Below are 23401 nucleotides of genomic sequence, written 5' to 3' on the forward strand. Positions count from 1 at the left end.
CAGGGGGAGCGACAGGTGACGGTCACGGTCCGGAAACTCGAACTGCTGCTCGGCCGGCTGGTGGAGGTCCAGCGGTCGGAGGCACGCGACTACTCCTCGTTCAGCGTGCGCGGCAAGCGGTTCGGCTACTTCTGGCCGCGGACCCGGACCGTCGGCCTCAAGCAGGAGATCTCCGAACAGCTCGCGCTGGTCTCGGAGCGGCCGGACGTCTTCGAGGTCCAGTTCACCGCCGGCGGCTTCGGCTGGGTCGTCGTGTACCTCGACAAGATCGACGCCGACGAACTGGCCGAACTGCTCTACGAGGCGTGGCGGCTGTCGGCGCCCGAAGAGCTCGTCGAGGAGACGCCCTTCACCAGGATCGCCCGCGCGTAGAGCAGGTCGAACCCCTGCCGCTGCGCGTTCTGCTGCGACTTCGACCCCGGCTGCGTCGTGACGACGGCGACCTCGCACCCGGCCGCGGCGGCCGCCGCGAGCCGCGCCCGCAGCAGAGCCGTCTGCACCCCGCGGCGCCGGAACCGCGGCACGGTCGCGGCGCCGGTGAACTGCGCGATCCCGTCGGTGACGCGGAAACTCGCGCCGCCGGCGAACTCGCCGTCGCGCTCCGCGAGGTAGCGCCGCACCCCGGCCATGTCCCGCATCGCGTCGAGCACGGTCTGCCGCGGGAAGTCCTCGTGCGACGGCACGCCCTCGGTGTCGGCGACGGCGAACGCGTCGGCGACCTCGGCCAGCCAGTGGTCCAGCTCGTCGTCGCGGGCGAGCCGCACGCCGTCGGGGACGGCCGCCTCGCCGACCCGCCGTCCGAGCACGTTCTCGAACGACTCCAGGTGGTAGCCGCGCCGGGTGAGGAACGCTCCCACGGCGGGATCGGCGAGCTGCGAAAGCTCCACCTGTACCGGGGCGCCGAGCGCGGCGAAGGCCTGCTCGACGTCGTCGAGCGCGTCGGGGAGGCCCTCGAAGCCGAGCCCGGCGATCTTGTTGAACGGCGAATCCGCTTCCGCGAAACTCGCGACGCCACCGGCGAGCGGACGCGCGAACCCGACCGAGTCCCCGCGCCGCGCTCGGGCGGCGTCACTGCTTTCGGCGATCAGCCGCACTTCGGCGCGCTCGATGCGCGCGGCGAGCGCGGTGTCGCAGAAGAGCCGTTCCCCGTCCACGTCCCCAGACTGGCGGACGTGGACGGGGAACTCCAACCGGTTTCTCAGCCCTCGACGCGGTGCGAGGCCCAGAACGACGTCAGGTCGGTCGACCCGGCCGCCGCCTGCGCCGCGGCCTTGAACTCCGCCGTCGTGGACACGCCGTACCAGTGGGACTGGGCGTACGACTTCAGCAGGTTCGCCATCGCCGTGTCGCCGATCAGCCGCCGCAGGTCGTGCAGGGTGCACTTGCCGTAGTTGTAGACGACCGTCGAGTACCGGGACGAATGCGCGTCCCAGTAGGCCATCGAGTTGGTCAGCTTCTCCGCGCTCGACTGCCACGTGATGCCGCAGCCGCTGCCGTCGATCCCGCGGTAGAGGTCGGTGGCGTAGTCGGTGAAGCTCTCGTCCAGCCACGGCGAGTTGTACTCGTCGTCACCGACGATGCCGTACCACCACTGGTGCGCCAGCTCGTGGGGGAGCGCCGTGGTCGACACGAGGTCCATCACGAAGCCCGGGTACTCCATGCCGCCGAACCAGAAGTTGTTGTCCAGCACCACGTCGACCTCGCCGTACGGGTAGTCGCCGAAGCGGCCCGCGTGGACGTCGATCGAGTCGGCGGCCAGGCTCAGCATCTGGTTGGCGCTGCTGGTCGAGATCCCGCTGACCGAGTAGACGTTGACCCGCACGCCCTTGCCGGACGTCGTGCTGATCTTCGCGAACGGGCCGGCGGCCCAAGCGAAGTCCCGGACCTTCGCCGCGGTCGCGTGCGTGGTCGTCGTGCTGCCGCTGGTCGTCTCGGTCGACGTGCCGGTGGCCGGGGTCAGCAGCGACGTCGGGTGCACGAGCGTGACGTCGAAGTCGCTGATCACGGTGTAGAACGACTCGCCGTTGTTGGTGTACGGGTCGAGGTGCCAGCCCGCGCCGTCGCGGACGGCGAGCACCGGCAGCGCGTTGCCGATCATGTTGAACGCGCCGTCGTGGCCGAACCGGTCGGCGCCGCTGGGCACGACGATGCTCAGGTCGAACCCGATGGTCGCCGACTGGCCCTGGGCGAGCGGGCTGGGCAGCGTGATCTTCATGGCCGTGCAGTTGACGCTGAGCGCGGCCGGCGTGCCGCCGGTGACGTTCGTGACGGTGATCGGCGTCGACGGGCAGCTGCCGTGGTAGTTGTCCCAAAGCCGCAGGTAGACCTCGGGCAGCGCGGTCGCCGAGCCGTTGGTGAAGCTGACGCTCTGGTGGCCGGTCCACGTGTCGCCCGCGGTGTTGGACGTCAGGTTGACCGTGTAGGCGGGGTTGATCGGCGTGCGCGTGGAGTCCGCGGGCGCCGAGGTGATCGTCCAGGTGAAGGTGGCGCTGCCGCTGTTGCCGGCCGGGTCCTTGGCGGTGACGGTCACCGAAGACGTCCCGGCCGTGGTCGGCGTGCCGGTGATCTTGCCCGTGGAGGCGCCGATGGCGAGCCCGGCGGGCAGGCCCGTCGCGCTGTAGGTGAGCGCGTCACCCTGCGGGTCGCTCGCCTGCACCTGCAGGGACACGGCCTGGCCGACGGCGCCGGACTGGGCGCCCGGCGAGGTCACGACCGGAGACTGCGGGTTGCTCGTGCCCGTGGTGGTCAGCGAGAAGTCGTCGAGGAGGAAGTTGGTCGCGAGGCTCGAGTCCTCGGTGCCGGTGATCTTGAGCGTGACGGTCTGGCCCAGGTAGCGCGACACGTCGACCGTGCGCTGGACGTACCCGGTGTTCTTGTCGAGGTTCGAGTAGCTCGCGAGGGTGTCGGTACCCGCCTGCACCACCAGCTTGTCGTAGGCGGTACTGGTCGTCGTCTCCTTGGTGTCGACGTGCGCCCACCAGGACAGCGACGCCGACGCGCAGCCGGCGGGGAGCGTCAGTGACTGGGACAGGGTGTCGGTGTGCGTGCTGCCGTAGCCGTCCAGCCAGGCGTCCATCGTCCCGCCGTGCGCGGGCTCCGCCGAGGTGGCGGCGGAGATCACGCCACTGGTCTGGGTCCACGGCGTGGTGCCGCTCTCGAACCCGCCGTTGCCGACGACCTGGTCACCGCAGACCGCGGCGGCCTCGGCCGGCGCGGCGACGACGACTGTGCCCAGCAGGCCCGCGGCCAGGCTGAGCGCAGCAGAAAGCACCCTCGATCTCATGGGGGGAGTCCTTTCCCGGCCCCGCCCGTCGGGGCCAGGGGAAAGCGTGCGCTGCCGCCGGGGCGGCAACAACCCGCCATGAGTCGGGTTCCGCGTTCAGGCCTGCTGGAGCACGTTCAGCAGGATGAAGAGCAGGACGAGGGCCCCGGCGACCGCGAGCACGGCCGACACGCCGGAGCGGATCATCTCCCCGAAGCCCTTCGCGGTCCGGGCCCGGTAGGCGGAGTAGTTGGCGCGGGCCTCGCGGGCGCTGTGGACGCGGCCGCCGACGAACAGCCCGGCGCCCAGGGCGAGCAGGACGGCGAGAAAAACGGACACTGGAAGATCCTTTCGCGGTTCGGGAACGAGGAACGGCCTCATTACTAGACCCGACGGACGCCGCGCGCCATGGCTTTCGGACATCTCGTTTCCGGGCCGGTCGGCCCTGGTGGGACACCCGGCCCGCGTTCCTCGGAAAGTAGCGGCGGGCAGTCGACGGTATCCGCGGTCTTCCGTGCCGCGCAAGGAGTTTTCGGTGGCTCAGCCCTCGGTCGCGAGTCCTTTGTGTCGTTCCCGCAATTCCCGCTTGACGATCTTTCCGCTGGGGTTCTTGGGAAGGCGGTCCGCGAACACGACGTACTTGGGGCATTTGTAACCGGCGAGGTGTGCCTTTGCGTGGTCGATCACTTGCACAGCGTCGAGAGTCACGCCTTCACGCGGCACGACGACGGCCGTCACCGCTTCGATCCAGTGTGGATGTCCGATCCCGAACACGGCGACTTCGGCGACGCCGTCGAGCAGGTACAGCGCCTCTTCGACCTCTCGGCTGGCGACGTTCTCGCCGCCGGTCTTGATCATGTCCTTCTTGCGGTCCACGACGGACAGATAGCCGTCCTCGTCGACGACGCCGAGGTCGCCGGAGTGGAACCAGCCGGCGCGGAACGCTTCGGCGGTCTTCTCCTCGTCGCGGTAGTAGCCGAGGGTGGCGTGCGGGCTCCGGTGCACGATCTCGCCGATCTCGCCCGGCGCCACGGGGTTGTCCTCGTCGTCGACGATCCGCGTCTCGACGTTCAGCGACGCCCGGCCGGCCGACCCCGCCCGCTCCAGCTGTTCGTGCGGGCGCAGGATCGTCGCGAGCGGAGCCATCTCCGTCTGGCCGTAGAAGTTCCACAGCTCGACGTCGGGCAGGCGCCGCCGCAGCTCGCGCAGCACCTCGACCGGCATCGCCGACGCGCCGTAGTAACCCTTCCGCAGGCTCGCCAGGTCGGTCCGGTCGAAGTTTTCGTGGCGCAGCAAGGAGATCCACACCGTCGGCGGCGCGAAGAGCTTCGTCGCGCGCTCCCGCTCGACGGCGGCGAGCAGCGCGGCCGGGTCCGGGCCGGGCAGGATCACGCTCGTCGCGCCGAGGTAGACGTCGACGGAGAAGAAGCAGTCCAGCTGGGCGCAGTGGTACAGCGGCAGCGAGTGCACCTCGACGTCGTCGGCGCTCATGCCGCCGTCGACCACGCACGAGACGTACTGCGCGATGAGCGACCGGCTCGACAGCAGCACGCCCTTCGGCCGCGACTCGGTGCCGGAGGTGTACATGATCCGCAGCGGGTCGTCGTCGGCGACGAGGACGTCGGGGGCTTCGGCGTCCCCTTCGGACAGCCAGCCGGTGACGTCTTCCCACTCGCCGCCACCGCTCTTCGGGATGCGGCCGCGGACCACGTCGCCGAGTGCGGCCAGCTCGAGGGCTTTCGCGGCGGTCGGCTCCAGGGCGTCTTCGGCGATGAACGCTTTGACCTCGGCGTGCCGCAGGATGTAGGCGACTTCGTCGGCGCCGAGCATGAAGTTGACCGGCACGAGCAGCACGCCGAGCTTCGCGGTGGCGAAGGCGAGGACGCCGTACTGGAAGCAGTTGTGGCTCAGCAGCGCGAGCCGGTCGCCCTTGGCCAGGCCGCGGGCGGCGAGGACGTGGGCACAGCGGTTGGCGGCGGCCTCGAACTCGGCGAAGGTGAGTTTCGTGGTCCCGTCGACGACGGCGAGCTTGTCCGGCAGCCGCAGCGCGGTGCGGCGCAGCAGGTCGCCGAGGGAGTGCTGCCGGGCGCGGTCGACGAGGTGCTGATCCATCCCGGCAGTCTCGGTCGCGACGGGCGATGCCGCAAGTGTGCCCGGCCCGCCCGGTTCAGCGGGCGCTGTCGTCGATCTGCACGGGGTAGCCGGCGCGCAGCACGGCGATCGTGGCCGGTGGCGTGAGGACCGGGACGGTCCCTGCGCGAGGCAGCTTCTGCTTCCGGCCGTAGCCCGCGGTCGTCCACTCGGTGAGGTGGCCGTCGACCGTGAGCTCGGGGTGGTCTCCGCGGAGCACGAAGACGCCGTCCGGGAGCTCGGCCCAGCTCAGGTCGTGCAGGCGTCGGGTGTGGGTGCCGCGGACCAGGCGTTCGCCGTGCAGCCGCCGGTTCATCGCGCCGGCCGACGGGCGGCCCGGCCAGGCGTCGCGGTAGGCGGTGTACGCGGGACGGCGGCACTCGCCGCACGGCCGGTGTCCGGCGGCGAACGAGACGGCCTCGTCGTGGAAGTACAGGTGGGTGTAGCGCTGGGGCAGCCACTGCTCGCGCCACCGGTCCTTGAAGGCGAGCGCGCAGGTGATCCAGAGGTCGCCGCCGTGGAAGCGGACGATCTCGTGGCCGCGGTGCAGCACGCCCCGGTTGCCGGTCCACGCGCCGCGCAGCGGGATGTCGACGATCTCGCCGGCCGGCGTCACGCGGTTGCGCACCGGGGCCCCCGCGTTCTCCGGTGGCGGGGCGCGCGGGCGCACCGCAGAATGCGCGCATGCAGCCGACGGTCGTCCGGGTGGCGCGCCTGGCCGACCCGGCCGGGCCCGCCGACGGCGTCCGCGTGCTCGTCGAACGGCTGTGGCCGCGCGGCACGGCCCGCGCGGCGGTCGTCCTGGACGGCTGGTACCGCGGGCTGGCCCCGTCCGACGAGCTGCGCACCTGGTATGGCCACGATCCGGAACGGTTCGAAGAGTTCGCCGAGCGCTACCGCGCGGAGCTGCGGGAGCCCGATCGGCTGGCGGCGCTGGAGCGGTTGCGCGAGCTGGCGGCGGGCGGCCCGCTGACCTTGCTGACCGCGAGCGGGTCGCCGAAGATCAGCCAGGCCGCGGTGCTGGCGGAGGTCCTGGCGGGCGAAGCCTGAGCGGGGTGCCCCCGTCACGAACGTGACCCGCTTTCCGAGCCGCTGGCGCTCGTCGTGATCGTCGCGGTGGCCGTGCCCAGGGAGTCGTGCTTCGCGGTCAGCGTCAGCACGCCCGGCGGTCCCGCGAAGGGCCGCAGCCACACCGCCGCCGCGCCGCCGGTCGCCCCGAGGTCCAGCGTCGGGTCGCCGACCAGCTCGCCCGGCCCGGTCAGCGCCAGTGTCACCTGGCCGGTCGCGCCCGCGCGCAGCGTCCCGAACCGGTCCAGTGCGGACACGACCACCCGGGTCGCGTCCGCGCCGTCCGCGCGCAGCTGCGTGTCGTCCGGGACGCAGCCCAGCACATCCCGGCTCCGGTCGCCGCTGAACCGGCGGGACACCACGAGCCGGTCGCCCAGGTAGCCGTCGATCCGCAGCTGGGGCCGCTGCCCGCGCGGGACGACCAGGTCCGCGGCGAACGGCGGGTACCGCAGGTGCGGGAAGTCTGACCGGCGGCTGCGCGCCTCACCGATCGCGCGGTCGTCGAGGAACAGCAGGAGCCGGTCGCAGTTGGACCAGATCGTCACGTCCCGCCCCGGGCCACCAGGGGACGCCGTGAAGTCCCACGCGAACCCCGGCTCGACGACCGCCCGCGCCAGCGGGTCGCCCTGCGAGGCGTAGAACGCGGCCGCGGGCTTGGGGATGCGGAAGAAGTCCGACACCCCGGCGTACTTCGACCCGCCGACCGAGCGCTGCCAGCCCGACGGGTAGTCGAACGCGCACCACGCGAGCAGCCCGCAGTACCGGTCGTCCGCGGCGGCCAGGTCGTGGGCCTTCGCGTGCAGCTCGGCCTGCAGCTGCTGGGCCGCGGCCGGGTCGGTCCGGCGGTAGGCGCGGGCACCCGCGAGGGTGCCGATCGTCTCGGTGACCAGGTACGGGACCCCCGCGCGCGGCGGACGCAGCTGAAAGGGCGCGCCGCGGCGGGCCGTGTAGTCGTTGTAGGCGAGCACCTCGACGTCGCTGCCGGCGAACCGCGCGCCCGTCCAGGAGGCCAGCGCCCCGCTCGTCGGCCGGGACGGGTCGAGCTGGTGGGCGAGCCGCCCGGTGCGGCCGTACATCGCCGTCGTGCCGTTGGCCTCGTTCACGCGGGTGCCCCAGACGACGATGCTGGGGTGGTTGCGGTCCCGGGTGATCATGCCCGAGACGTCCCGGAAGTTCTGCTGCTGCCAGCCTGCGTCGCCGATCCGGCCCCAGCCGGGGATCTCCTCCCAGACCAGCAGGCCCAGCTCGTCGCAGGCGTCGAGGAACGCGCTCGACTGCGGGTAGTGCGAGCAGCGGACCATGGTGCAGTTCAGCTCGCGGCGCAGGATCTCCGCGTCGCGCCGCTGGACGCGGTCGGGCATCGCGCCGCCCGCGAACGGGTACCACTGGTGCCGGTTGAGGCCGACCAGCTTGAGGCGGCGGCCGTTGAGGAAGAAGCCGTCCGGGGTGAACTCCGCTTCGCGGAACCCGATCCGGACCGTCCGCTGGTCGAGCAGCACCGGCCCCGACCGGACGGTGACCACGACCTCGCACAGCGCCGGGTCGTCGACGTCCCAGAGCCGCACCGCGCCGAGCCCGCCGATGTCGAACTCGGCGGTGGTGCCCTCCACCGGGACGGTGCCGTGGGCCAGCTCGCGACCGGCCTGGCGGACCGACGCGGTCACCTGGGCCACGACGGGCGCGTCGAGCGTGCACGCGAGGTGCAGCGACCGCCCGGGGGAGAGGACGTCGACGGGCCGGGCGAAGACGTCGGTCAGCCGGATCCGCGGCACCGGGCCGATCGCGGCCGGGCGGTAGATGCCGGCCGGCTGGTAGAAGTCGATCGACGAAGGCCCGCCGGCGCGCGGCAGGTTGGGCGGGACATCGAGCACCCACCGCCCGTCGACGACCACGGCGGCGACGTTGTCGCCCGGCACCACCCCGGGCAGCTCCACCTCGAAGGGCAGGTAGCCGCCCTCGTGGGTCGCGACGAGGGTGCCGTTGAGGTACACCGACGCGTTCGTCATGACGCCGTCGAACCGGGCCGTGCAGCGTTCGCCCGCGGTCGCCGTGAAGTGCTTGCGGTAGATCCACCGGTCCTGCCAGGACGCCGGGTCCCAGCCGGTCCACGACAGCGGCGTCACGCAGTGGGGGAGCTGCACCGGGGAGAGGTCGATCTCGTCGAAGCCGAGTTCCGTGCAGCCGTCGTCGTACCGCCCGAACAGCCAGAAATCGCCCAGCCGTGCGGTATCCGGCCGCGGCGCCGCGTGTCCGGCCGAGCCGGCGACGACGGCGCCGAGCAGCGCGGCCCCGCTCGCGGCCAGGAACCCGCGCCGGGTCAGCCGCGGGTGCGAGTCGGCCATCGGCGACCTCCGTGCTCGGGCTCCCCAGGGATATCGCTTGTGCCCGTCAAGACGTCACAAACGATCAGCGGGTTGCTCAGCGAAGGGTCGAAGCGCGGACCACCAGTTCGGGGGTGAACACGACCTGCCGGTGCTCGTGGCCCGGTTCGGTCTCCGCCAGCAGCAGCTCGGCGGCCGTGCGGCCGAGGCGGCGCCGGGGCTGGCGGACCGACGTCAGCGGGACGGCGGCCGCGGCGGCGAACTCGATGTCGTCGTAGCCGACGATCGCCAAGTCCTGCGGGACGCGCATGCGCAGGCTCGCGCACGTCTGGAGCAGGCCGAGGGCGACCAGGTCGTTGGCGCAGAACGCGGCGGTGGGGCGGATGGCCGCCGGCAGCCCGGCCAGCCGCTCGCCCGCGCCGCGGCCGTCCGCGACGGTCAGGGCCGTCGTCGTCAGGTCGACCAGGCGCTCGGGCCCGAGCCCGGCCGCTTTCAACGCGCGCAGCGCGCCCAGGCGCCGGTCGCGGACCTGCCCGACCGTGGTGTGGTTGCCGATGAACGCGATCCGGTCGTGGCCCTGCTCGACGAGGTGGCGCACGGCGATCTCGCCGCCGTAGACGTCGTCGACGGCGACCGAGCAGTGCGTCGTGCCGCCCGGCGTGCGGTCGACGACCACCACCGGGGTGCCGCGGTGCGCGATCTCGCCCAGCAGCGGGGCGTCCGGGTCGACCGGCGTGATGAGGATGCCCTGCACGCGCTGCTGTTCGAGGCGGCCGAGGTAGGCCGCCTCGCGCGACGGCTGGTGCGCGCTGTTGCAGAGGAACAGCGAGAGGTCGCTCGCGTCGGCGGCGTCTTCCATCCCGGCGGCGACGTCGGTGAAGAACGGGTTGCTGCCGTCGAGCATCACGTACGCCAGCACGCGGCTGCGCCCGGCCCGCAGCTGCCGGGCGGACTCGTTGCGCACGAACCGGAGCTCGGTCATCGCGGCTTCGACCTTCGCGCGCGTCGCGGGGCTGACCCGGTCGGGCCGGTTGAGCACGTTGGACACCGTGCCGAGGGAGACGCCGGCGGCCGCGGCGACGTCCTTCATGCCCGCCGCTCTCGGCTCGGCACCGGACTCCTGGACCGTCATGCGCCCTCCCCTTTGAAACGTAACATCATCACGAACTGCCCGGTCCAGAAGCCGTTTGGCCACGGTTCGACGGATTCATTGACTTGCTCTCCGACCGCATAGTAGCGTCACCGCGCCAGGTTTGTGAAACCTTTCAATCCGGAGGTCGCGATGACGCGGCAGGAACCGGGCCGGGCCCCTCTGCTGGAGGTGCGCGGCGTGACGAAGTCGTTCGGCGCGGTCGCCGCCGTCGCCGGCGTGAGCTTCGGCCTGCACGCCGGGGAAGCCCACGCGCTGGTCGGGGAGAACGGCGCCGGCAAGTCCACGATCGTGAAGATGCTCGCCGGGGTGCACAAGCCCGACGACGGCACGCTGCTGCTGGACGGCCGGCCGGTCGAGTTCGGCTCACCCGCCGACGCCAAGGCCGCCGGCATCGCCGTGATCTACCAGGAACCCACGCTGTTCCCGGACCTTTCGGTCGCGGAGAACATCGTGATGGGCCGGCACCCGCGCAAGAGCATGGGCCGCATCGACCGGACGGCGATCCGCGAAGAGGCCGAACGGCTCTTCGCCCGCCTCGGCGTCCGCATCGACCCCGGCCGCCCCGCGCGCGGGCTGTCGATCGCCGACCAGCAGATCGTCGAGATCGCCAAGGCGCTCAGCGCCGACGCCCGCGTGCTCGTGATGGACGAGCCGACCGCCGCGCTGAGCCGCGTCGAGGTCGACCGGCTCTTCACCGTCGCCCGGACGCTGCGCGAGGAAGGCGCGGCGATCATGTTCATCTCGCACCGCTTCGAAGAGATCACCGAGCTCTGCCAGCGCGTCACGATCATGCGCGACGGCAAGCACGTCTCCACCGACCTCCTGGACGACGTCACGGTCGACGACATGGTCAAGCGGATGGTCGGCCGCGACCTCGACGCCCTGTTCCCCAAGCAGGACGTCGAGCCGGGCGCGGTCGTGCTCGAAGTCGAAGGCCTGACGCGCGAAGGCGTCTTCCGCGACATCTCCTTCTCCGTGCGCGCGGGGGAGATCGTCGCGTTCGCCGGGCTCGTCGGCTCCGGGCGCTCGGAGGTCGTCCAGGCCGTGTTCGGAGTGGACGAACGGGACGCCGGGGTCGTGAAGGTCAGCGGCAAGAAGCTGAAGGCGCACTCGTCGCGGGCCGCAATGGCCGCCGGGATGGCGCTGGTTCCGGAAGACCGGCGTCAGCAGGGCCTGATCATGGACCTCTCGATCGAGCGGAACGTGACGCTGCCGCGGTCGCGCGCGCTCTCGAAGCTCGGTTTCCTGACCGGCGCGAGCGAGCGGCAGGAAGCCCGGCACTGGACCGAGCGCCTGCGCACCAAGTACCGGCGCCTCGCCGACCCCGTCGGCACGCTTTCGGGCGGCAACCAGCAGAAGGTCGTGCTGGCCAAGTGGCTCGCGATGGCGCCGAAGGTGCTGATCGTGGACGAGCCGACGCGCGGCATCGACGTCGGCACGAAGGCCGAGGTGCACCGGCTGATGTCGGCGCTCGCGGCCGAAGGCGTCGCGATCGTCATGGTGTCCTCGGAGCTGCCGGAGGTGCTCGGCATGGCCGACCGCGTGCTCGTCATGCGCGAGGGCCGGCTCGTCGCCGAGCTTTCGCGCGCCGACGCGACCGAAGACGCCGTCATGTACGCCGCGATGGGTCAGGGAGCCGCCGCATGACCGTCACGAAGGAGGCGCCCGTGACCGGCGACCCGGCCGTCCACGCCGGACGCTCGTGGACCGCGAACGTGTTCAAGGCCCGCGAATCCGGCATCGTCCTCGCCCTGATCGTCCTGGTCGCGTTCACCGCCACGCAGAACTCCCGGTTCCTGTCCGGGCAGAGCATCCGCGACATCCTGCTCGGCACGGCGATCCTGGCGGTGCTCGCCGTCGGCCAGGCGATCGTGATGATCACCCGCAACATCGATCTCTCGGTCGGCTCGGTGCTCGGCCTCGCCGCCTTCGCCGTCGGCTCGCTGATGCGCGACAACCCCGGCCTGCCGGTGATCGTCGCCGTGCTGGTGGGTCTCGGCGTCGGCGCGGTCTGCGGGCTGCTCAACGGCGCGCTCGTCCGGTTCGGCCAGGTGCCCGCGCTGGTCGTCACCCTCGGCACGCTCTACGCCTACCGCGGCGTCAGCTACTTCTGGGCGGGCGGCCAGCAGATCAACGCCGACAAGCTGCCCGCGTCCTTCCTGGACTTCGGGACGGCGTCGGTGCTCGGCGTGCCGTGGCTCGTGCTCATCGCGGTGGCCGTCCTGGTGATCGCCGGGATCGTGCTCCGCAGCTACCCGGCCGGGCGCGAGCTGTACGCGATGGGGTCGAGCCCGCAGGCCGCGCAGCTGGCCGGCATCCGCGTCGGCCGCAACACGACCGCCGCGTTCCTGGTCAGCGGCGCGCTCGCCGGACTCGCCGGGGTCCTGTTCGCCGCCCGGTTCGGCACCGTGGACGCGGCCGCCGGCACCGGCTACGAGCTGAACGTCGTCGCGGCGGCCGTCGTCGGCGGGGTCGCGGTCTTCGGCGGCAGCGGCTCGGTCTGGGGCGCGGGCCTCGGCGCGCTGCTGCTCACCGTCATCGGCAGCGCTCTGGCGGTGCTCGACATCAACCAGTTCTGGCAGCAGGCGATCGTCGGCGCGCTGATCCTGCTGGCCATCGGCGCCGACCGGCTCGTCGCCGTCCGGGTCGCCAAGGCACTGAAGAAGAGGGATTCCCATGTCTGACCGACCGAACCCGCTCGGCCGGCTGCTCAGCTGGGACGCCGCCGTCGTGCTCGTGACGGTGGTCGTGCTGATCGTCGCTTCGGGCGCCGTCGAGAACTTCGGCACCAGCCGCAACTTCACCTTCCTGCTCCTCGACCTGCTCCCGATCGCGCTGGTCGCGCTGCCGATGACGTTCATCATCGTCACCGGCGAGATCGACCTCTCCGTGGCGAGCACGCTCGGGCTGACGTCCGCGGTGATGGGCTCGCTGTGGGACGCGGGCCTGTCGATCGAGACGATCATCCCGCTCTGCATCGTGCTCGGCGCGGTCCTCGGCGCGCTGAACGGCTTCTTCGTCACCGTGCTGAAGCTGCCGTCGCTGGCCGTCACGATCGGCACCTTGGCCCTGTACCGCGGGCTGGCCTTCGTGGTGCTGGGAGACGGTGCCGTGGCCGACTTCCCGCGGGACTACACGAGCTGGGTCACCGGGACCATCGGCGACGGCCCGATCCCGAACGTCCTGGTCCCGCTGGCCGTCGTGGCCCTGATCTTCGGCGTCGTGCTGCACGCGACGCCGATCGGCCGCGGCGTGTTCGCGGCCGGCGCGGGCGAGCAGGCGGCCCGGTTCGCCGGGATCCGCACCGGACGGCTCAAGTTCTGGCTGTACGTCGTCGCCGGCGCGGTCGCCGGGCTCGCCGGGATCCTGTGGACCCTGCGCTACTCCAGCGCCCGCGCCGACAACGGCTTCGGCCTCGAACTGGCTGTCGTGGCCGCCGTGCTACTCGGCGGCGTGTCCATCTTCGGCGGCAAGGGCACGCTGCCCGGCGTGCTCGCCGGGGTGGTCCTGCTGGCGACCCTGCAGAACGCCTTGCGCCTGCAGGACGTCTCGAACGAGGCGCTCAACATCGTGACCGGCGTGCTGCTCATCGTGTCGGTCCTGCTGCCCAACATCGTGTCCTCGGTCCGGACGGCACTGAACCGCCGGCACCGAGCGAGTGCTCCGGTATCCCCAGAAAGGTGACGAAGATGTCCCGACGGTTCCTCACCGGCGCAGTGTCGGCCGGGCTGGTGCTCGTGCTGGCCGCCTGCGGCGGCACCACGAAGAACGACAGCAGCGGCTCCGGCGCCCAGCAGTCCACGGCCACCGCGAACCCGAACGCCACGGCGGCGACCGGCGTCAAGATGGCCTTCCTGCCCAAGCAGCTCAACAACCCCTACAGCGACATCGAGGTCAGCGGCGGCAAGGACGCCCTGGCCGAGCTGAAGGGCGAGTACAAGCTGGTCGGGCCGAACGACGCCAGCGCGTCCTCGCAGGTCAGCTACATCAACACGCTGATCCAGCAGCAGCAGGACGTCATCGGCATCGCCGCGAACGACCCGAACGCCGTGTGCCCGTCGCTGAACCAGGCCCGCAGCGCCGGCATCAAGGTCGTCGCGTTCGACTCCGACGCCGCCAAGGACTGCCGCGACGTCTTCATCAACCAGGCCACCACCCAGGGCATCGGCGAGGCGCTGGCCAAGCAGGCCAAGGATCTCTCCGGCGGCTCGGGCGAGATCGCGGTGCTGTCCGCGACGCCGAACGCCACCAACCAGAACGCCTGGATCGAGGTCCTGAAGAAGGAGCTGGCCAAGCCGGAGTACGCGAACCTCAAGCTGGACAAGATCGCCTACGGCAACGACGACGACCAGAAGTCGTTCCAGGAGGCGCAGGGCCTGCTGCAGTCGTTCCCGAACCTCAAGGTGATCGTCTCGCCGACCACGGTCGGCATCGCGGCCGCCGCGCGGTACGTCAGCTCGTCCAGCTACAAGGGCAAGGTCGCGGTGACCGGCCTCGGCACGCCGAACCAGATGCGCGCCTTCGTCAAGGACGGCACGGTCAAGCAGTTCGCGCTGTGGAACCCGGCCGACATCGGCTACCTCGCCGCCTACGCGGGCGTCGCGCTCAAGTCCGGCCAGATCACCGGCAAGGAGGGCGAGACGTTCAAGGCGGGCAAGCTCGGCGACTACAAGATCGGCGCGAGCGGTGAGATCGTCCTCGGCCCGCCGACGACGTTCGACGCGAACAACATCGACAAGTTCAACTTCTGATGCCACGGTACTGCTTCTGCCTCCAGGTCAAGCCCGAGCGGAAGGCCGCGTACGCCGAGCGGCACCGGGCGGTGTGGCCCGAGATGCGGCAGGCCCTGCACGACACCGGCTGGCGCAACTATTCGCTGTTCCTCCGCGACGACGGCCTGCTGATCGGGTACGTCGAGGCGGACGACCTCGAAGCCGCACAGGCCGCCATGGCGGAGACCGACGTCAACACCCGCTGGCAGGCGGAAATGGCGGAGTTCTTCACCGGCCTCGACGGTCGTCCGCCGGATGTGGGGTTCCAGCTGCTCGACGAGGTCTTCCACCTCGACGTCCAGGAAGGACAGTGATCGCCATGGGTGACTTGACCGCGGTCAAAGCGGCTTTGCGGGCCCAGCGCATCGAAACGCCGTCGTGGGCGTACGCGAACTCGGGCACCCGGTTCAAGGTGTTCCCCCAGCCCGGCGTCCCGCGGACGCCCGAGGAGAAGATCGCCGACGCGGCGACCGTGCACCGGTTCACCGGGGTCGCGCCGAGCGTGGCGCTGCACATCCCGTGGGACAAGGTCGACGACTACGGCGCCCTGACGGTGTACGCGCGGGACCAAGGCGTCGAGATCGGCGCGATCAACACGAACGTCTTCCAGGACGAGGACTACAAGCTCGGCTCGGTCACCAACCCCGACGCCGGGATCCGGCGCAAGGCCACCGACCACCTCCTCGAAGCCATCTCCATCATGGACGCCACGGGGTCGCGCGACCTCAAGCTCTGGTTCTCCGACGGCATCAACTACCCGGGCCAGGACGACATCCGCGACCGGCAGGACCGGCTGGCCGCGGCGTTGAAGGAGACCTACGACCGGCTCGGCGGGAACCAGCGGATGCTGCTGGAGTACAAGCTGTTCGAGCCCGCGTTCTACGCCACCGACGTCCCGGACTGGGGCACGTCCTACGCGCACTGCGTCGAGCTGGGGGAGCGGGCGACGGTGTGCATCGACACCGGCCACCACGCCCCCGGCACGAACATCGAGTTCATCGTCGCGTTCCTGCTGCGCGCGGGGAAGCTCGGCGCGTTCGACTTCAACTCGCGCTTCTACGCCGACGACGACCTGATGGTCGGGGCGGCGGACCCGTTCCAGCTGTTCCGGATCATGTACGAGATCGTCCGCGGGGATGCGTTGGATCCTGCATACGGTATTGCGTTCATGCTCGACCAGTGCCACAACATCGAGGCCAAGATCCCGGCGATCATCCGGTCGGTGATGAACGTCCAGGAGGCGACGGCCAAGGCGCTGCTCGTCGACCGTCCGGCGTTGCGCGTGGCCCAGCAGGCGGGTGACGTGCTCGCCGCGAACGCCGTGCTGATGGACGCCTACAACACCGACGTCCGGCCGCTGCTGGCCGAGCTGCGCGAGGACGCCGGGCTCGACCCGGACCCCGTCGCGGCCTACCACCGCAGCGGGTACCAGGAGAAGATCGTGGCCGAGCGCGCCGGCGGCACGCAGGCCGGATGGGGAGCATGAGCATGACGGTGCCGGAGCAGCTCATCGCGCGCAGCAACGCGCTCGGGGCCGACCCGCGCAACACCAACTACGCCGGCGGCAACACCTCCGCCAAGGGCGCCGTCACCGACCCGGTGACCGGCGCGCCGACGGAGGTGCTGTGGGTCAAGGGCTCCGGCGGCGACCTCGGCACGCTCAAGGAAAGTGGTCTCGCGGTGCTGCGGCTCGACCGGTTGCGGTCGCTGGTGGACGTCTACCCGGGTGTCGAGCGCGAGGACGAGATGGTCGCCGCGTTCGACTACTGCCTGCACGGCCGGGGCGGCGCGGCTCCCTCGATCGACACCGCGATGCACGGTCTCGTCGAGGCCCAGCACGTCGACCACCTGCACCCGGACTCCGGCATCGCGCTGGCCACCGCGGCCGACGGCGCCGCGCTGACGAAGGAGTGCTTCGGCGACCGCGTCGCGTGGGTGGACTGGCGGCGGCCCGGGTTCCAGCTCGGCTTGGACATCGCCGCGGTCAAGGCCGCGAACCCGCAGGCCATCGGCGTCATCCTCGGGGGGCACGGCATCACGGCGTGGGGCGCGACCTCCGAGGAGTGCGAGCGCAACTCCCTGGAGATCATCCGCACGGCCGAGAGGTTCCTGGCCGACCGCGGGATCGCCGAGCCGTTCGGGCCGGTCGTCCCCGGCTTCGAGGCGCTTCCCGAAACCGAGCGCCACGCGCGTGCGGCTGCCCTGGCTCCGGTGATCCGGGGGCTGGCCTCGACCGACCAGCGGCAGGTCGGGCACTACACCGACAGCGACGTCGTGCTGGAGTTCCTTTCGCGGGAGAAGCTCGCGCCGCTGGCCGCGCTGGGCACGTCCTGCCCGGACCACTTCCTCCGCACCAAGGTCCGTCCCCTGGTGGTCGACCTGCCCGCGACGGCCCCGGTCGACGATGTCGTCGCCCGGCTCAAGGAACTGCATACCGAATACCGTGCGGAGTATGCCGCCTACTACGACCGGCATGCGACCCCGGATTCGCCCGCGATGCGCGGCGCGGACCCGGCGATCGTGCTGGTGCCGGGAGTCGGGATGTTCTCCTTCGGCAAGGACAAGCAGACCGCTCGGGTGGCGGGCGAGTTCTACGTCAACGCCATCAACGTCATGCGCGGCGCCGAAGCCGTCTCGACCTACGCGCCGATCCCCGAGAGCGAGAAGTTCCGGATCGAGTACTGGGCGCTCGAAGAGGCCAAGCTGCAGCGGATGCCGAAGCCCAAGCCCCTGGCCGGGCGGATCGCCCTGGTCACGGGCGCGGGTTCGGGCATCGGCAAGGCCATCGCCCAGCGGCTCGCGGCCGAGGGTGCCTGCGTGACGATCGCCGACCTCAACGGCGACGCGGCCGCGGAAGTCGCGGCGGAGATCGGCGGGACCGCCGTCACCGCCGATGTCACCGATGCCGCGGCGGTGCAGGCGGCGATCGACGCGACCGCACTGGCGTACGGCGGGATCGACCTCGTGGTCAACAACGCCGGCCTGTCCATCTCGAAGCCGCTGCTGGAGACGACCGAACGCGACTGGGACCTGCAGCACGACGTCATGGCGAAGGGCTCATTCCTGGTCGCCCGCGCGGCGGCCAAGGCGATGATCGACCAGGGCATCGGCGGGGACATCGTCTACATCTCCTCGAAGAACTCGGTGTTCGCCGGACCGAACAACGTCGCCTACGGGGCCGCGAAGGCCGACCAGGCCCACCAGGTCCGCCTCCTGGCCGCCGAACTGGGCGGGCACGGCATCCGCGTCAACGGCGTCAACCCCGACGGTGTCGTCCAGGGCTCGGGCATCTTCGCGGGCGGCTGGGGTGCCCAGCGCGCCGCGGTCTACGGCGTCGAGGAGGCGAAGCTCGGCGAGTTCTACGCCCAGCGGACCATCCTCAAGCGCGAGGTGCTGCCCGAGCACGTCGCGGCCGCGGTGTTCGCCCTCACCGGCGGCGACCTCACCCACACCACCGGCCTGCACGTGCCGGTGGACGCCGGGGTGGCCGCCGCGTTCCTGCGTTAGGAGCTCCGATGACCCTCGACCGCATCACGCCGCGCAAGACCCGCGTCGGGCTCGTCTCCGGCGGCCTCGGTGCGTATTGGCCGCAGTTCCCTTCCCTTTTGCCGCAACTGGAAGCCTCCGCCCGGCGGGTCGCTGAACGACTGTCCGGAATGGACTGCGAGGTCGTCGACGCCGGGTTCGTCTCCGACGCCGTCGAAGGGGCGGCCGCGGCGGAAGAACTCCGGGTGGCCGGGTGCGACCTGATCATCGGGTTCCTCACGACGTACCTGACCTCCAGCATGCTGGCCCCGGTCGCGCAGCGCTCGGGCGCGCCGGTGCTGCTGCTCAACCTGCAGCCGACCGAGGCGATGGACCACGAGTCCTTCGACACCGGCGCGTGGCTGGCCTACTGCGGGGCCTGCCCGCTGCCGGAGATGGCCAACGCGTTCCGCCGCGTCGGCGTCGAGTTCCGTTCGGTGTCCGGCTACCTCGAGGACCCGCGGGCGTGGACGCGGATCGAACGCTGGATCAAGGCGGCCGGCGTCCGGGCGGCGCTGCGGCACGGCCGCCACGGACTGCTCGGGCACCTCTACCCGGGCATGATGGACGTCTCCACGGACCCGACGCTGGTGTCCGGCCAGCTCGGCGGGCACGTCGAGATCCTGGAGATCGACGACCTGCGGGTGCGCGTCGAGAAGGTCACCGACGACGAGACCGCCGCGCGGGTCGACCTCGCTCGCGAAGTGTTCACTGTGGACGAGTCCGTAGTGGACGAAGACTTCGCCTGGGGCGCCCGGGTTTCGGTGGCCCTCGACCGGCTGGTCGAAGACTTTTCGCTCGACTCCCTGGCTTACTACCACCGCGGCCTCGACGGCGAGACGCACGAACGCGTCGGCGCCGGGTTCATCCTCGGCGCGTCCCTGCTCACCGCACGCGGCATCCCGGCCGTCGGCGAGTACGAGCTGCGGACGTCCCTGGCGATGCTGGTCATGGACCGGCTCGGCGCGGGCGGCTCGTTCACCGAGCTGCAGGCGCTGAACTTCCGCGACAACGTGGTCGAGATGGGCCACGACGGCCCGGCGCACCTCGGCATCAGCGCGCGCAAGCCGCTGCTGCGCGGCCTCGGCGTCTACCACGGCAAGCGCGGCTGGGGCGTCTCGGTCGAGTTCGACGTCAAGCCCGGGCCGGTGACGCTGTGCGGGCTCGGCCAGCGCCGCGACGGGACGTTCACGCTCATCGCCTCGGAAGGCACGGTCGTGCCCGGACCACTGCTGAGGATCGGCAACACGACGTCCCGCGTCGACTTCGGCTGCGACCCGGGGGAGTGGACCGACGCGTGGTCGGCCAGCGGCATCGCGCACCACTGGGCCCTCGGCACCGGCCACCGCGCCGGCGAGCTGACGGCCGTCGCGGACCTGCTCGGCCTGGAGCTGACCGTGGTGAACCCGTGATGCGGGTGGCGGCCGTCGACCTGGGCGCGTCGAGCGGGCGCGTGATGGCCGGGACGATCGGGCCGTCGGTCCTGGCCGTCGAGGAGGTGCGGCGGTTCCCGAACGGCGGGATCCAGGCGGGGCCGGTGCTGTACTGGGACGTCCTGGGCCTGTACCGCGAAACCCTCGCCGGGATCCGGGAAGCCGGCGCTCTCGATGGTGTCGGCATCGACTCGTGGGCCGTCGACTACGGGCTGCTCGACGAGCGGGGCGCGTTGCTCGGCAACCCCGTCCACTACCGCGATCCGCGCACCGTCGGGGTCACCGTTCCGGTGCCCGACCGGGAGCTCTACGACGTCACCGGGTTGCAGCAGCTGCCGTTCAACACCCTGTACCAGCTGGTGGCCGAAGGTGACCGGCTCGACGCCGCCGCGACCATGCTGCTCGTCCCGGACCTGCTGAACTACTGGCTGACGGGGGAGATCGGGGCCGAACGCACGAACGCGTCGACCACGCAGCTCTACGACGTGCGCGCGCGGACCTGGGCTCTTTCGCTGGCGTCGAAGGTCGGGATCCCGCCGCGGCTGCTGCCGCCGTTGCGGGACCCCGGCACGGTCGTGGGGAAGGCACGCGAGCTGTCCGGCGTGCCCGTGGTCGCCGTCGGCTCGCACGACACGGCGTCCGCGGTGGTCGCCGTGCCGGCCTCCCCCGGGACGAACTTCGCATACATCTCGTCGGGCACGTGGTCCCTGGCGGGCCTGGAGCTGCCCGCGCCGGAGCTGAGTGACGCGGCGCTGGACGCGAACTTCACGAACGAAGGCGGTGTCGACGGGACGATCCGCTTTCTGCGCAACGTGATGGGCTTGTGGGTGCTGTCGGAGACGCTGCGGACGTGGTCCACTTCGGACCTGCCGGGCCTGCTCACGGCGGCGGCTGCCGCGCCTGCTCTGGCGGCGGTGGTGGACATCGACGCGCCGGAGTTCCTACCGCCCGGCGACATGCCGGCCCGGATCGCGGCCGCCTGCGCGGCGACCGGCCAACGCCCACTCGGCACGCGAGCCGAGGTGGTCCGGTGCATCCTGGACAGCCTGGCACTGGCGTACCGGCGCACGCTCCGGACGGCGGCTTCGATCACGGGCCGCACGATCGACGTGGTCCACATCGTCGGCGGCGGCGCCCGCAACGAACTGCTGTGCCGGTTGACGGCGGACGCGTGCGGGGTCCCGGTCCTGGCGGGCCCGGTCGAGGCGGCGGCGCTGGGCAACGTGCTGGTCCAGGCCCGCGCGCTGGGGGAGGACCTGCCGGACCTGGCGTCGATGCGGGCCCTGGTCCGCGAGACGCAGGAAGTCCGCCGCTACGAGCCGTCGAGCGGCGGCGACTGGGACGCGGCGGAAGCCCGGCTGCGACGCTGATTCTCCTCCACACCTAGCTCGTCACCGGACGGCCGCGGCCCCGCTTCAGCTCGAAGAACCCCGGCGTGCCGGTCACGAGCAGCACGCCGTCCCACAGCCGCCCGGCCTCCTCGCCGCGCGGGACCGGGCTGACGACCGGGCCGAAGAACGCGTTGCCGTCCACGTGCAGCGCCGGGACGCCGAGGTCCTCGCCGATCGGGTCGAGCGCCGCGCGGTTGCCGGCGCGCAGGTCCGCGTCGAGGTCGGGCGACTCGGCGGCGTCGGCCAGCGACGCCGGCAGGCCCACCGACGTCAGCGCGGCGACGATCGTTTCGCGCGAGACCGGCTCCTTGTCGCGGTGGAAGCGCGTGCCGAGCGCGGTGTAGAGGTCGCGCAGCACCTCGTTCCCGTGCGCGCGCTCGGCGGCCAGCGCCACGCGCGCCGGACCCCAGCGCTCGTCGAGCCAGCCGCGGTACCAGTCGTCCACCTCCCGCCCTTCGTTGTGCAGCGACAGGCTGAACACGTGGAACCGCGTCCGCACCTCGCGGACGGCCTCCACCTCCAGCAGCCACCGGGAGGCGATCCACGCCCACGGGCACACCGGGTCGAACCACAGGTCAACGGTTTTCACAGAGCCAACCTAGGGCGCCGAACGGCCCGGCAGAAGATCCAATTCCGGGAGACCGGACCGGGCCAATCAGAGCCAGCCGCGCTCGTCGGCGATCCGCACCGCCTCGACGCGGTTGCGCGCGCCGGTCTTGGTGATCGCCGCCGAGACGTAGTTGCGCACGGTGCCTTCGGACAGGTAGAGCCGGGACGCGATCTCGGCGACCGTGGCGCCGGTGCGGGCGGTGATGAGCACGTCCCGTTCCCGCGCGGTCAGCGGCGACTCGCCCGCGGCGAGCGTGGCGACGGCCAGCGCCGGGTCCACCACGCGCTCACCGGCCCGCACGCGGCGGATCGCGTCGGCGAGGACGTCGGCCGGGGCGTCCTTGACCACGAACCCGGCCGCGCCCGCGTCCATCGCCCGGCGCAGGTAGCCCGCGCGGCCGAACGTCGTGAGCATGACGACGCGGCAGTCCGGCACCTGCGCGGCGAGCACCGCCGCGGCGGCGAGCCCGTCCAGGCCCGGCATCTCGATGTCCAGCAGGGCGACGTCGGGCCGGTGCTCGCGCGCCGCGTCGACGACTTCGTCGCCGCGGCCCACGGAGGCGACCACCTCGAAGTCGTCCTCGAGCGCGAGCAGCGCGCACAGCGCCTGGCGGACCAGCTCCTGGTCGTCGGCGAGCAGCAGGCGGATGGTCACACCGTCACCCGCAACCGCCAGCCGCGCGGCCGCACCGGCCCGGCCCGGAACTGCCCGCCGGCGGCGCGGACGCGTTCGCGCAGCCCGGCCAGCCCCGAGCCTTCGTCGGGAGAGCCGCCGACGCCGTCATCCACGACCTCCACAGTGGACTCCGAGAGGGTGACCGTGCAGCGGGTCGCGCGCGCGTGCCGGGCCACGTTGGTCAGGCCCTCCCGCACGACCCAGCCGAACAGCTCCTGGTGGGCCGGGCCCACGACGTCGGCCGCGGTCGGGAGGTCGGCGGCGACGCCGCACGCGCGCAGCAGCTCGCGGCCGCGGGCCAGCTCACCGGCCAGGGTGACTTCGCGGTAGCCGGACACCGCCGCGCGGACGTCGGTCAGCGCCTGGCGGGCGAGGGTCTCGACGGCGGTCATCTCCTCGCCCGCGCGGGCGGTGTCGGCGTCCACGAGCCGCCGGGCCAGGGTGCTCTTGACGGTGATCGCGGTCAGCGAGTGGCCCAGCAGGTCGTGCAGGTCCCGGGCGATGCGGGTGCGTTCGGCCTCCGACGCCAGCCGCGCGACCTCGGCGCGCGCCTCGACGAGGGCGGCGTTGGCGCGGACGGCCTCGGCGAAGGCGTAGACGACCAGCACGGTGAAGACGAGCGCGACGGCCTGCGTCCAGCCCGGGCCGTCCCACAGCACCCACGGGACGACCAGCGCCGCGACCGCTGCGACGACGACGAGCGCGCCGGAGTGGCGCGGCAGCCGCGGCACGGCCAGCGACACGACGACCGTGGCGAGGAAGAACGCTTCGGCGTGGGCGAAGGGGAGCGCGGCGGCGAACAGGACGGCCAATACCCCCAGGAGTGGCCAGAACCGGCGTGCCGCCCGCCGCGCCGCGGCCCGCGCCGCGAGGACGTAGCAGCCGGCGAAAACCAGGACGAGCACGCAGCCGGCGACCGCGGCGCGGCCCGTCGAGTGCTCCAGCACCCCGGGCACGGTCACGGCCGGGTAGACGAGCATGCCCGCGTCGAGCACCATCACCCGCCAGCCGCGCACCCAGCGCTGCACGTCGGCCGGTTCCGTCCTGTCCACGACCGGCAC

21 protein-coding genes are annotated in these 23401 nt (G+C 71.9%); 11 read left to right on the forward strand and 10 right to left on the reverse strand.

Annotation, left to right across the window (positions count from 1 at the left end; all coding sequences use genetic code 11):
• Positions 1–15: 15 nt before the first annotated feature.
• A complete protein-coding gene (locus ACIRSS_RS44210) occupies positions 16–372 on the forward strand; it encodes an MmcQ/YjbR family DNA-binding protein (protein ID WP_400906640.1) in 357 nt (118 codons plus the stop codon).
• Here the strand turns inward: ACIRSS_RS44210 and ACIRSS_RS44215 are convergent.
• The 5 genes from ACIRSS_RS44215 to ACIRSS_RS44235 all read right to left on the reverse strand — a co-directional run bounded on the left by ACIRSS_RS44215 (position 297) and on the right by ACIRSS_RS44235 (position 6020).
• Entirely contained in the window at positions 297–1154 is an 858-nt protein-coding gene (locus ACIRSS_RS44215) for a GNAT family N-acetyltransferase (protein WP_400906643.1), read from the reverse strand. The genes ACIRSS_RS44210 and ACIRSS_RS44215 overlap by 76 nt on opposite strands.
• 44 nt (positions 1155–1198) lie before the next feature.
• Positions 1199–3271 (reverse strand): putative Ig domain-containing protein, encoded by a 2073-nt coding sequence (locus ACIRSS_RS44220; RefSeq protein WP_400907793.1) that lies wholly within the window; start codon positions 3269–3271, stop codon positions 1199–1201.
• Positions 3272–3379: 108 nt separating this feature from the next.
• Positions 3380–3601, reverse strand: a complete 222-nt coding sequence (locus ACIRSS_RS44225) for a hypothetical protein (protein WP_400906644.1) — start codon at positions 3599–3601, stop codon at positions 3380–3382.
• Between the two features lie 201 nt (positions 3602–3802).
• Positions 3803–5374 carry an acyl-CoA synthetase gene (locus tag ACIRSS_RS44230; RefSeq protein ID WP_400906646.1) on the reverse strand — a complete coding sequence of 524 codons (1572 nt, stop codon included), beginning with the start codon at positions 5372–5374 and terminating at the stop codon, positions 3803–3805.
• 55 nt (positions 5375–5429) lie between these two features.
• On the reverse strand, positions 5430–6020 hold the full coding sequence (locus ACIRSS_RS44235; protein ID WP_400906648.1) for a hypothetical protein: 591 nt from the start codon (positions 6018–6020) through the stop codon (positions 5430–5432).
• 56 nt (positions 6021–6076) lie between these two features.
• Here ACIRSS_RS44235 and ACIRSS_RS44240 point away from each other — a divergent pair, with 56 nt between their 5' ends.
• The gene (locus tag ACIRSS_RS44240) at positions 6077–6442 is read left to right on the forward strand and encodes a DUF488 domain-containing protein (RefSeq protein WP_400906650.1); all 366 of its coding nucleotides are present in this window, start codon (positions 6077–6079) and stop codon (positions 6440–6442) included.
• Positions 6443–6456: 14 nt separating this feature from the next.
• On the opposite strand, the gene ACIRSS_RS44245 is transcribed toward ACIRSS_RS44240, so the two are convergent.
• A complete protein-coding gene (locus ACIRSS_RS44245; protein WP_400906651.1) occupies positions 6457–8802 on the reverse strand; it encodes a glycoside hydrolase family 2 protein in 2346 nt (781 codons plus the stop codon).
• A gap of 76 nt (positions 8803–8878) precedes the next feature.
• The gene (locus tag ACIRSS_RS44250) at positions 8879–9913 is read right to left on the reverse strand and encodes a LacI family DNA-binding transcriptional regulator (RefSeq protein WP_400906653.1); all 1035 of its coding nucleotides are present in this window, start codon (positions 9911–9913) and stop codon (positions 8879–8881) included.
• Positions 9914–10063: 150 nt separating this feature from the next.
• Between ACIRSS_RS44250 and ACIRSS_RS44255 the strand changes: the two genes are divergently transcribed.
• Genes ACIRSS_RS44255 through ACIRSS_RS44295 form a run of 9 tightly spaced genes read left to right on the forward strand, consistent with a single transcriptional unit; the run spans position 10064 to position 21034 of the window.
• Positions 10064–11581 (forward strand): sugar ABC transporter ATP-binding protein, encoded by a 1518-nt coding sequence (locus tag ACIRSS_RS44255; protein WP_400906656.1) that lies wholly within the window; start codon positions 10064–10066, stop codon positions 11579–11581.
• Positions 11578–12618: an ABC transporter permease gene (locus ACIRSS_RS44260; RefSeq protein ID WP_400906659.1), complete on the forward strand. Its 1041-nt coding sequence runs from the start codon at positions 11578–11580 to the stop codon at positions 12616–12618. Before ACIRSS_RS44255 ends, ACIRSS_RS44260 begins: the two co-directional genes overlap by 4 nt.
• Positions 12611–13618 (forward strand): ABC transporter permease, encoded by a 1008-nt coding sequence (locus tag ACIRSS_RS44265; RefSeq protein WP_400906663.1) that lies wholly within the window; start codon positions 12611–12613, stop codon positions 13616–13618. The genes ACIRSS_RS44260 and ACIRSS_RS44265 overlap by 8 nt, the downstream gene beginning before the upstream one ends.
• A 5-nt stretch (positions 13619–13623) precedes the next feature.
• Entirely contained in the window at positions 13624–14685 is a 1062-nt protein-coding gene (rhaS, locus tag ACIRSS_RS44270) for a rhamnose ABC transporter substrate-binding protein (RefSeq protein WP_400906666.1), read from the forward strand.
• Complete coding sequence (locus ACIRSS_RS44275) at positions 14685–15020, forward strand: L-rhamnose mutarotase (RefSeq protein ID WP_400906669.1); 336 nt, start codon at positions 14685–14687, stop codon at positions 15018–15020. Before rhaS ends, ACIRSS_RS44275 begins: the two co-directional genes overlap by 1 nt.
• Positions 15021–15025: 5 nt before the next feature.
• Positions 15026–16192 carry an L-rhamnose isomerase gene (gene rhaI, locus ACIRSS_RS44280; protein WP_400906671.1) on the forward strand — a complete coding sequence of 389 codons (1167 nt, stop codon included), beginning with the start codon at positions 15026–15028 and terminating at the stop codon, positions 16190–16192.
• 2 nt (positions 16193–16194) lie between these two features.
• Positions 16195–18213 (forward strand): bifunctional aldolase/short-chain dehydrogenase, encoded by a 2019-nt coding sequence (locus tag ACIRSS_RS44285; protein ID WP_400906674.1) that lies wholly within the window; start codon positions 16195–16197, stop codon positions 18211–18213.
• Positions 18214–18221: 8 nt separating this feature from the next.
• Positions 18222–19643 (forward strand): arabinose isomerase, encoded by a 1422-nt coding sequence (locus tag ACIRSS_RS44290; RefSeq protein WP_400906675.1) that lies wholly within the window; start codon positions 18222–18224, stop codon positions 19641–19643.
• The gene (locus ACIRSS_RS44295; protein ID WP_400907795.1) at positions 19643–21034 is read left to right on the forward strand and encodes a rhamnulokinase family protein; all 1392 of its coding nucleotides are present in this window, start codon (positions 19643–19645) and stop codon (positions 21032–21034) included. The genes ACIRSS_RS44290 and ACIRSS_RS44295 overlap by 1 nt, the downstream gene beginning before the upstream one ends.
• A 13-nt stretch (positions 21035–21047) precedes the next feature.
• On the opposite strand, the gene ACIRSS_RS44300 is transcribed toward ACIRSS_RS44295, so the two are convergent.
• The 3 genes from ACIRSS_RS44300 to ACIRSS_RS44310 all read right to left on the reverse strand — a co-directional run bounded on the left by ACIRSS_RS44300 (position 21048) and on the right by ACIRSS_RS44310 (position 23392).
• The gene (locus tag ACIRSS_RS44300) at positions 21048–21644 is read right to left on the reverse strand and encodes a DsbA family protein (protein ID WP_400906677.1); all 597 of its coding nucleotides are present in this window, start codon (positions 21642–21644) and stop codon (positions 21048–21050) included.
• A 66-nt stretch (positions 21645–21710) separates the two neighbouring features.
• Positions 21711–22319, reverse strand: coding sequence for a response regulator (locus ACIRSS_RS44305; RefSeq protein ID WP_400906679.1), 609 nt, complete (start codon positions 22317–22319; stop codon positions 21711–21713).
• Entirely contained in the window at positions 22316–23392 is a 1077-nt protein-coding gene (locus tag ACIRSS_RS44310; RefSeq protein WP_400906681.1) for a sensor histidine kinase, read from the reverse strand. Before ACIRSS_RS44310 ends, ACIRSS_RS44305 begins: the two co-directional genes overlap by 4 nt.
• Positions 23393–23401: the final 9 nt, after the last annotated feature.

The sequence above is a fragment of the Amycolatopsis sp. NPDC101161 genome, from assembly GCF_044768185.1.
In the GTDB taxonomy this organism is placed as follows: Bacteria; Actinomycetota; Actinomycetes; order Mycobacteriales; family Pseudonocardiaceae; genus Amycolatopsis.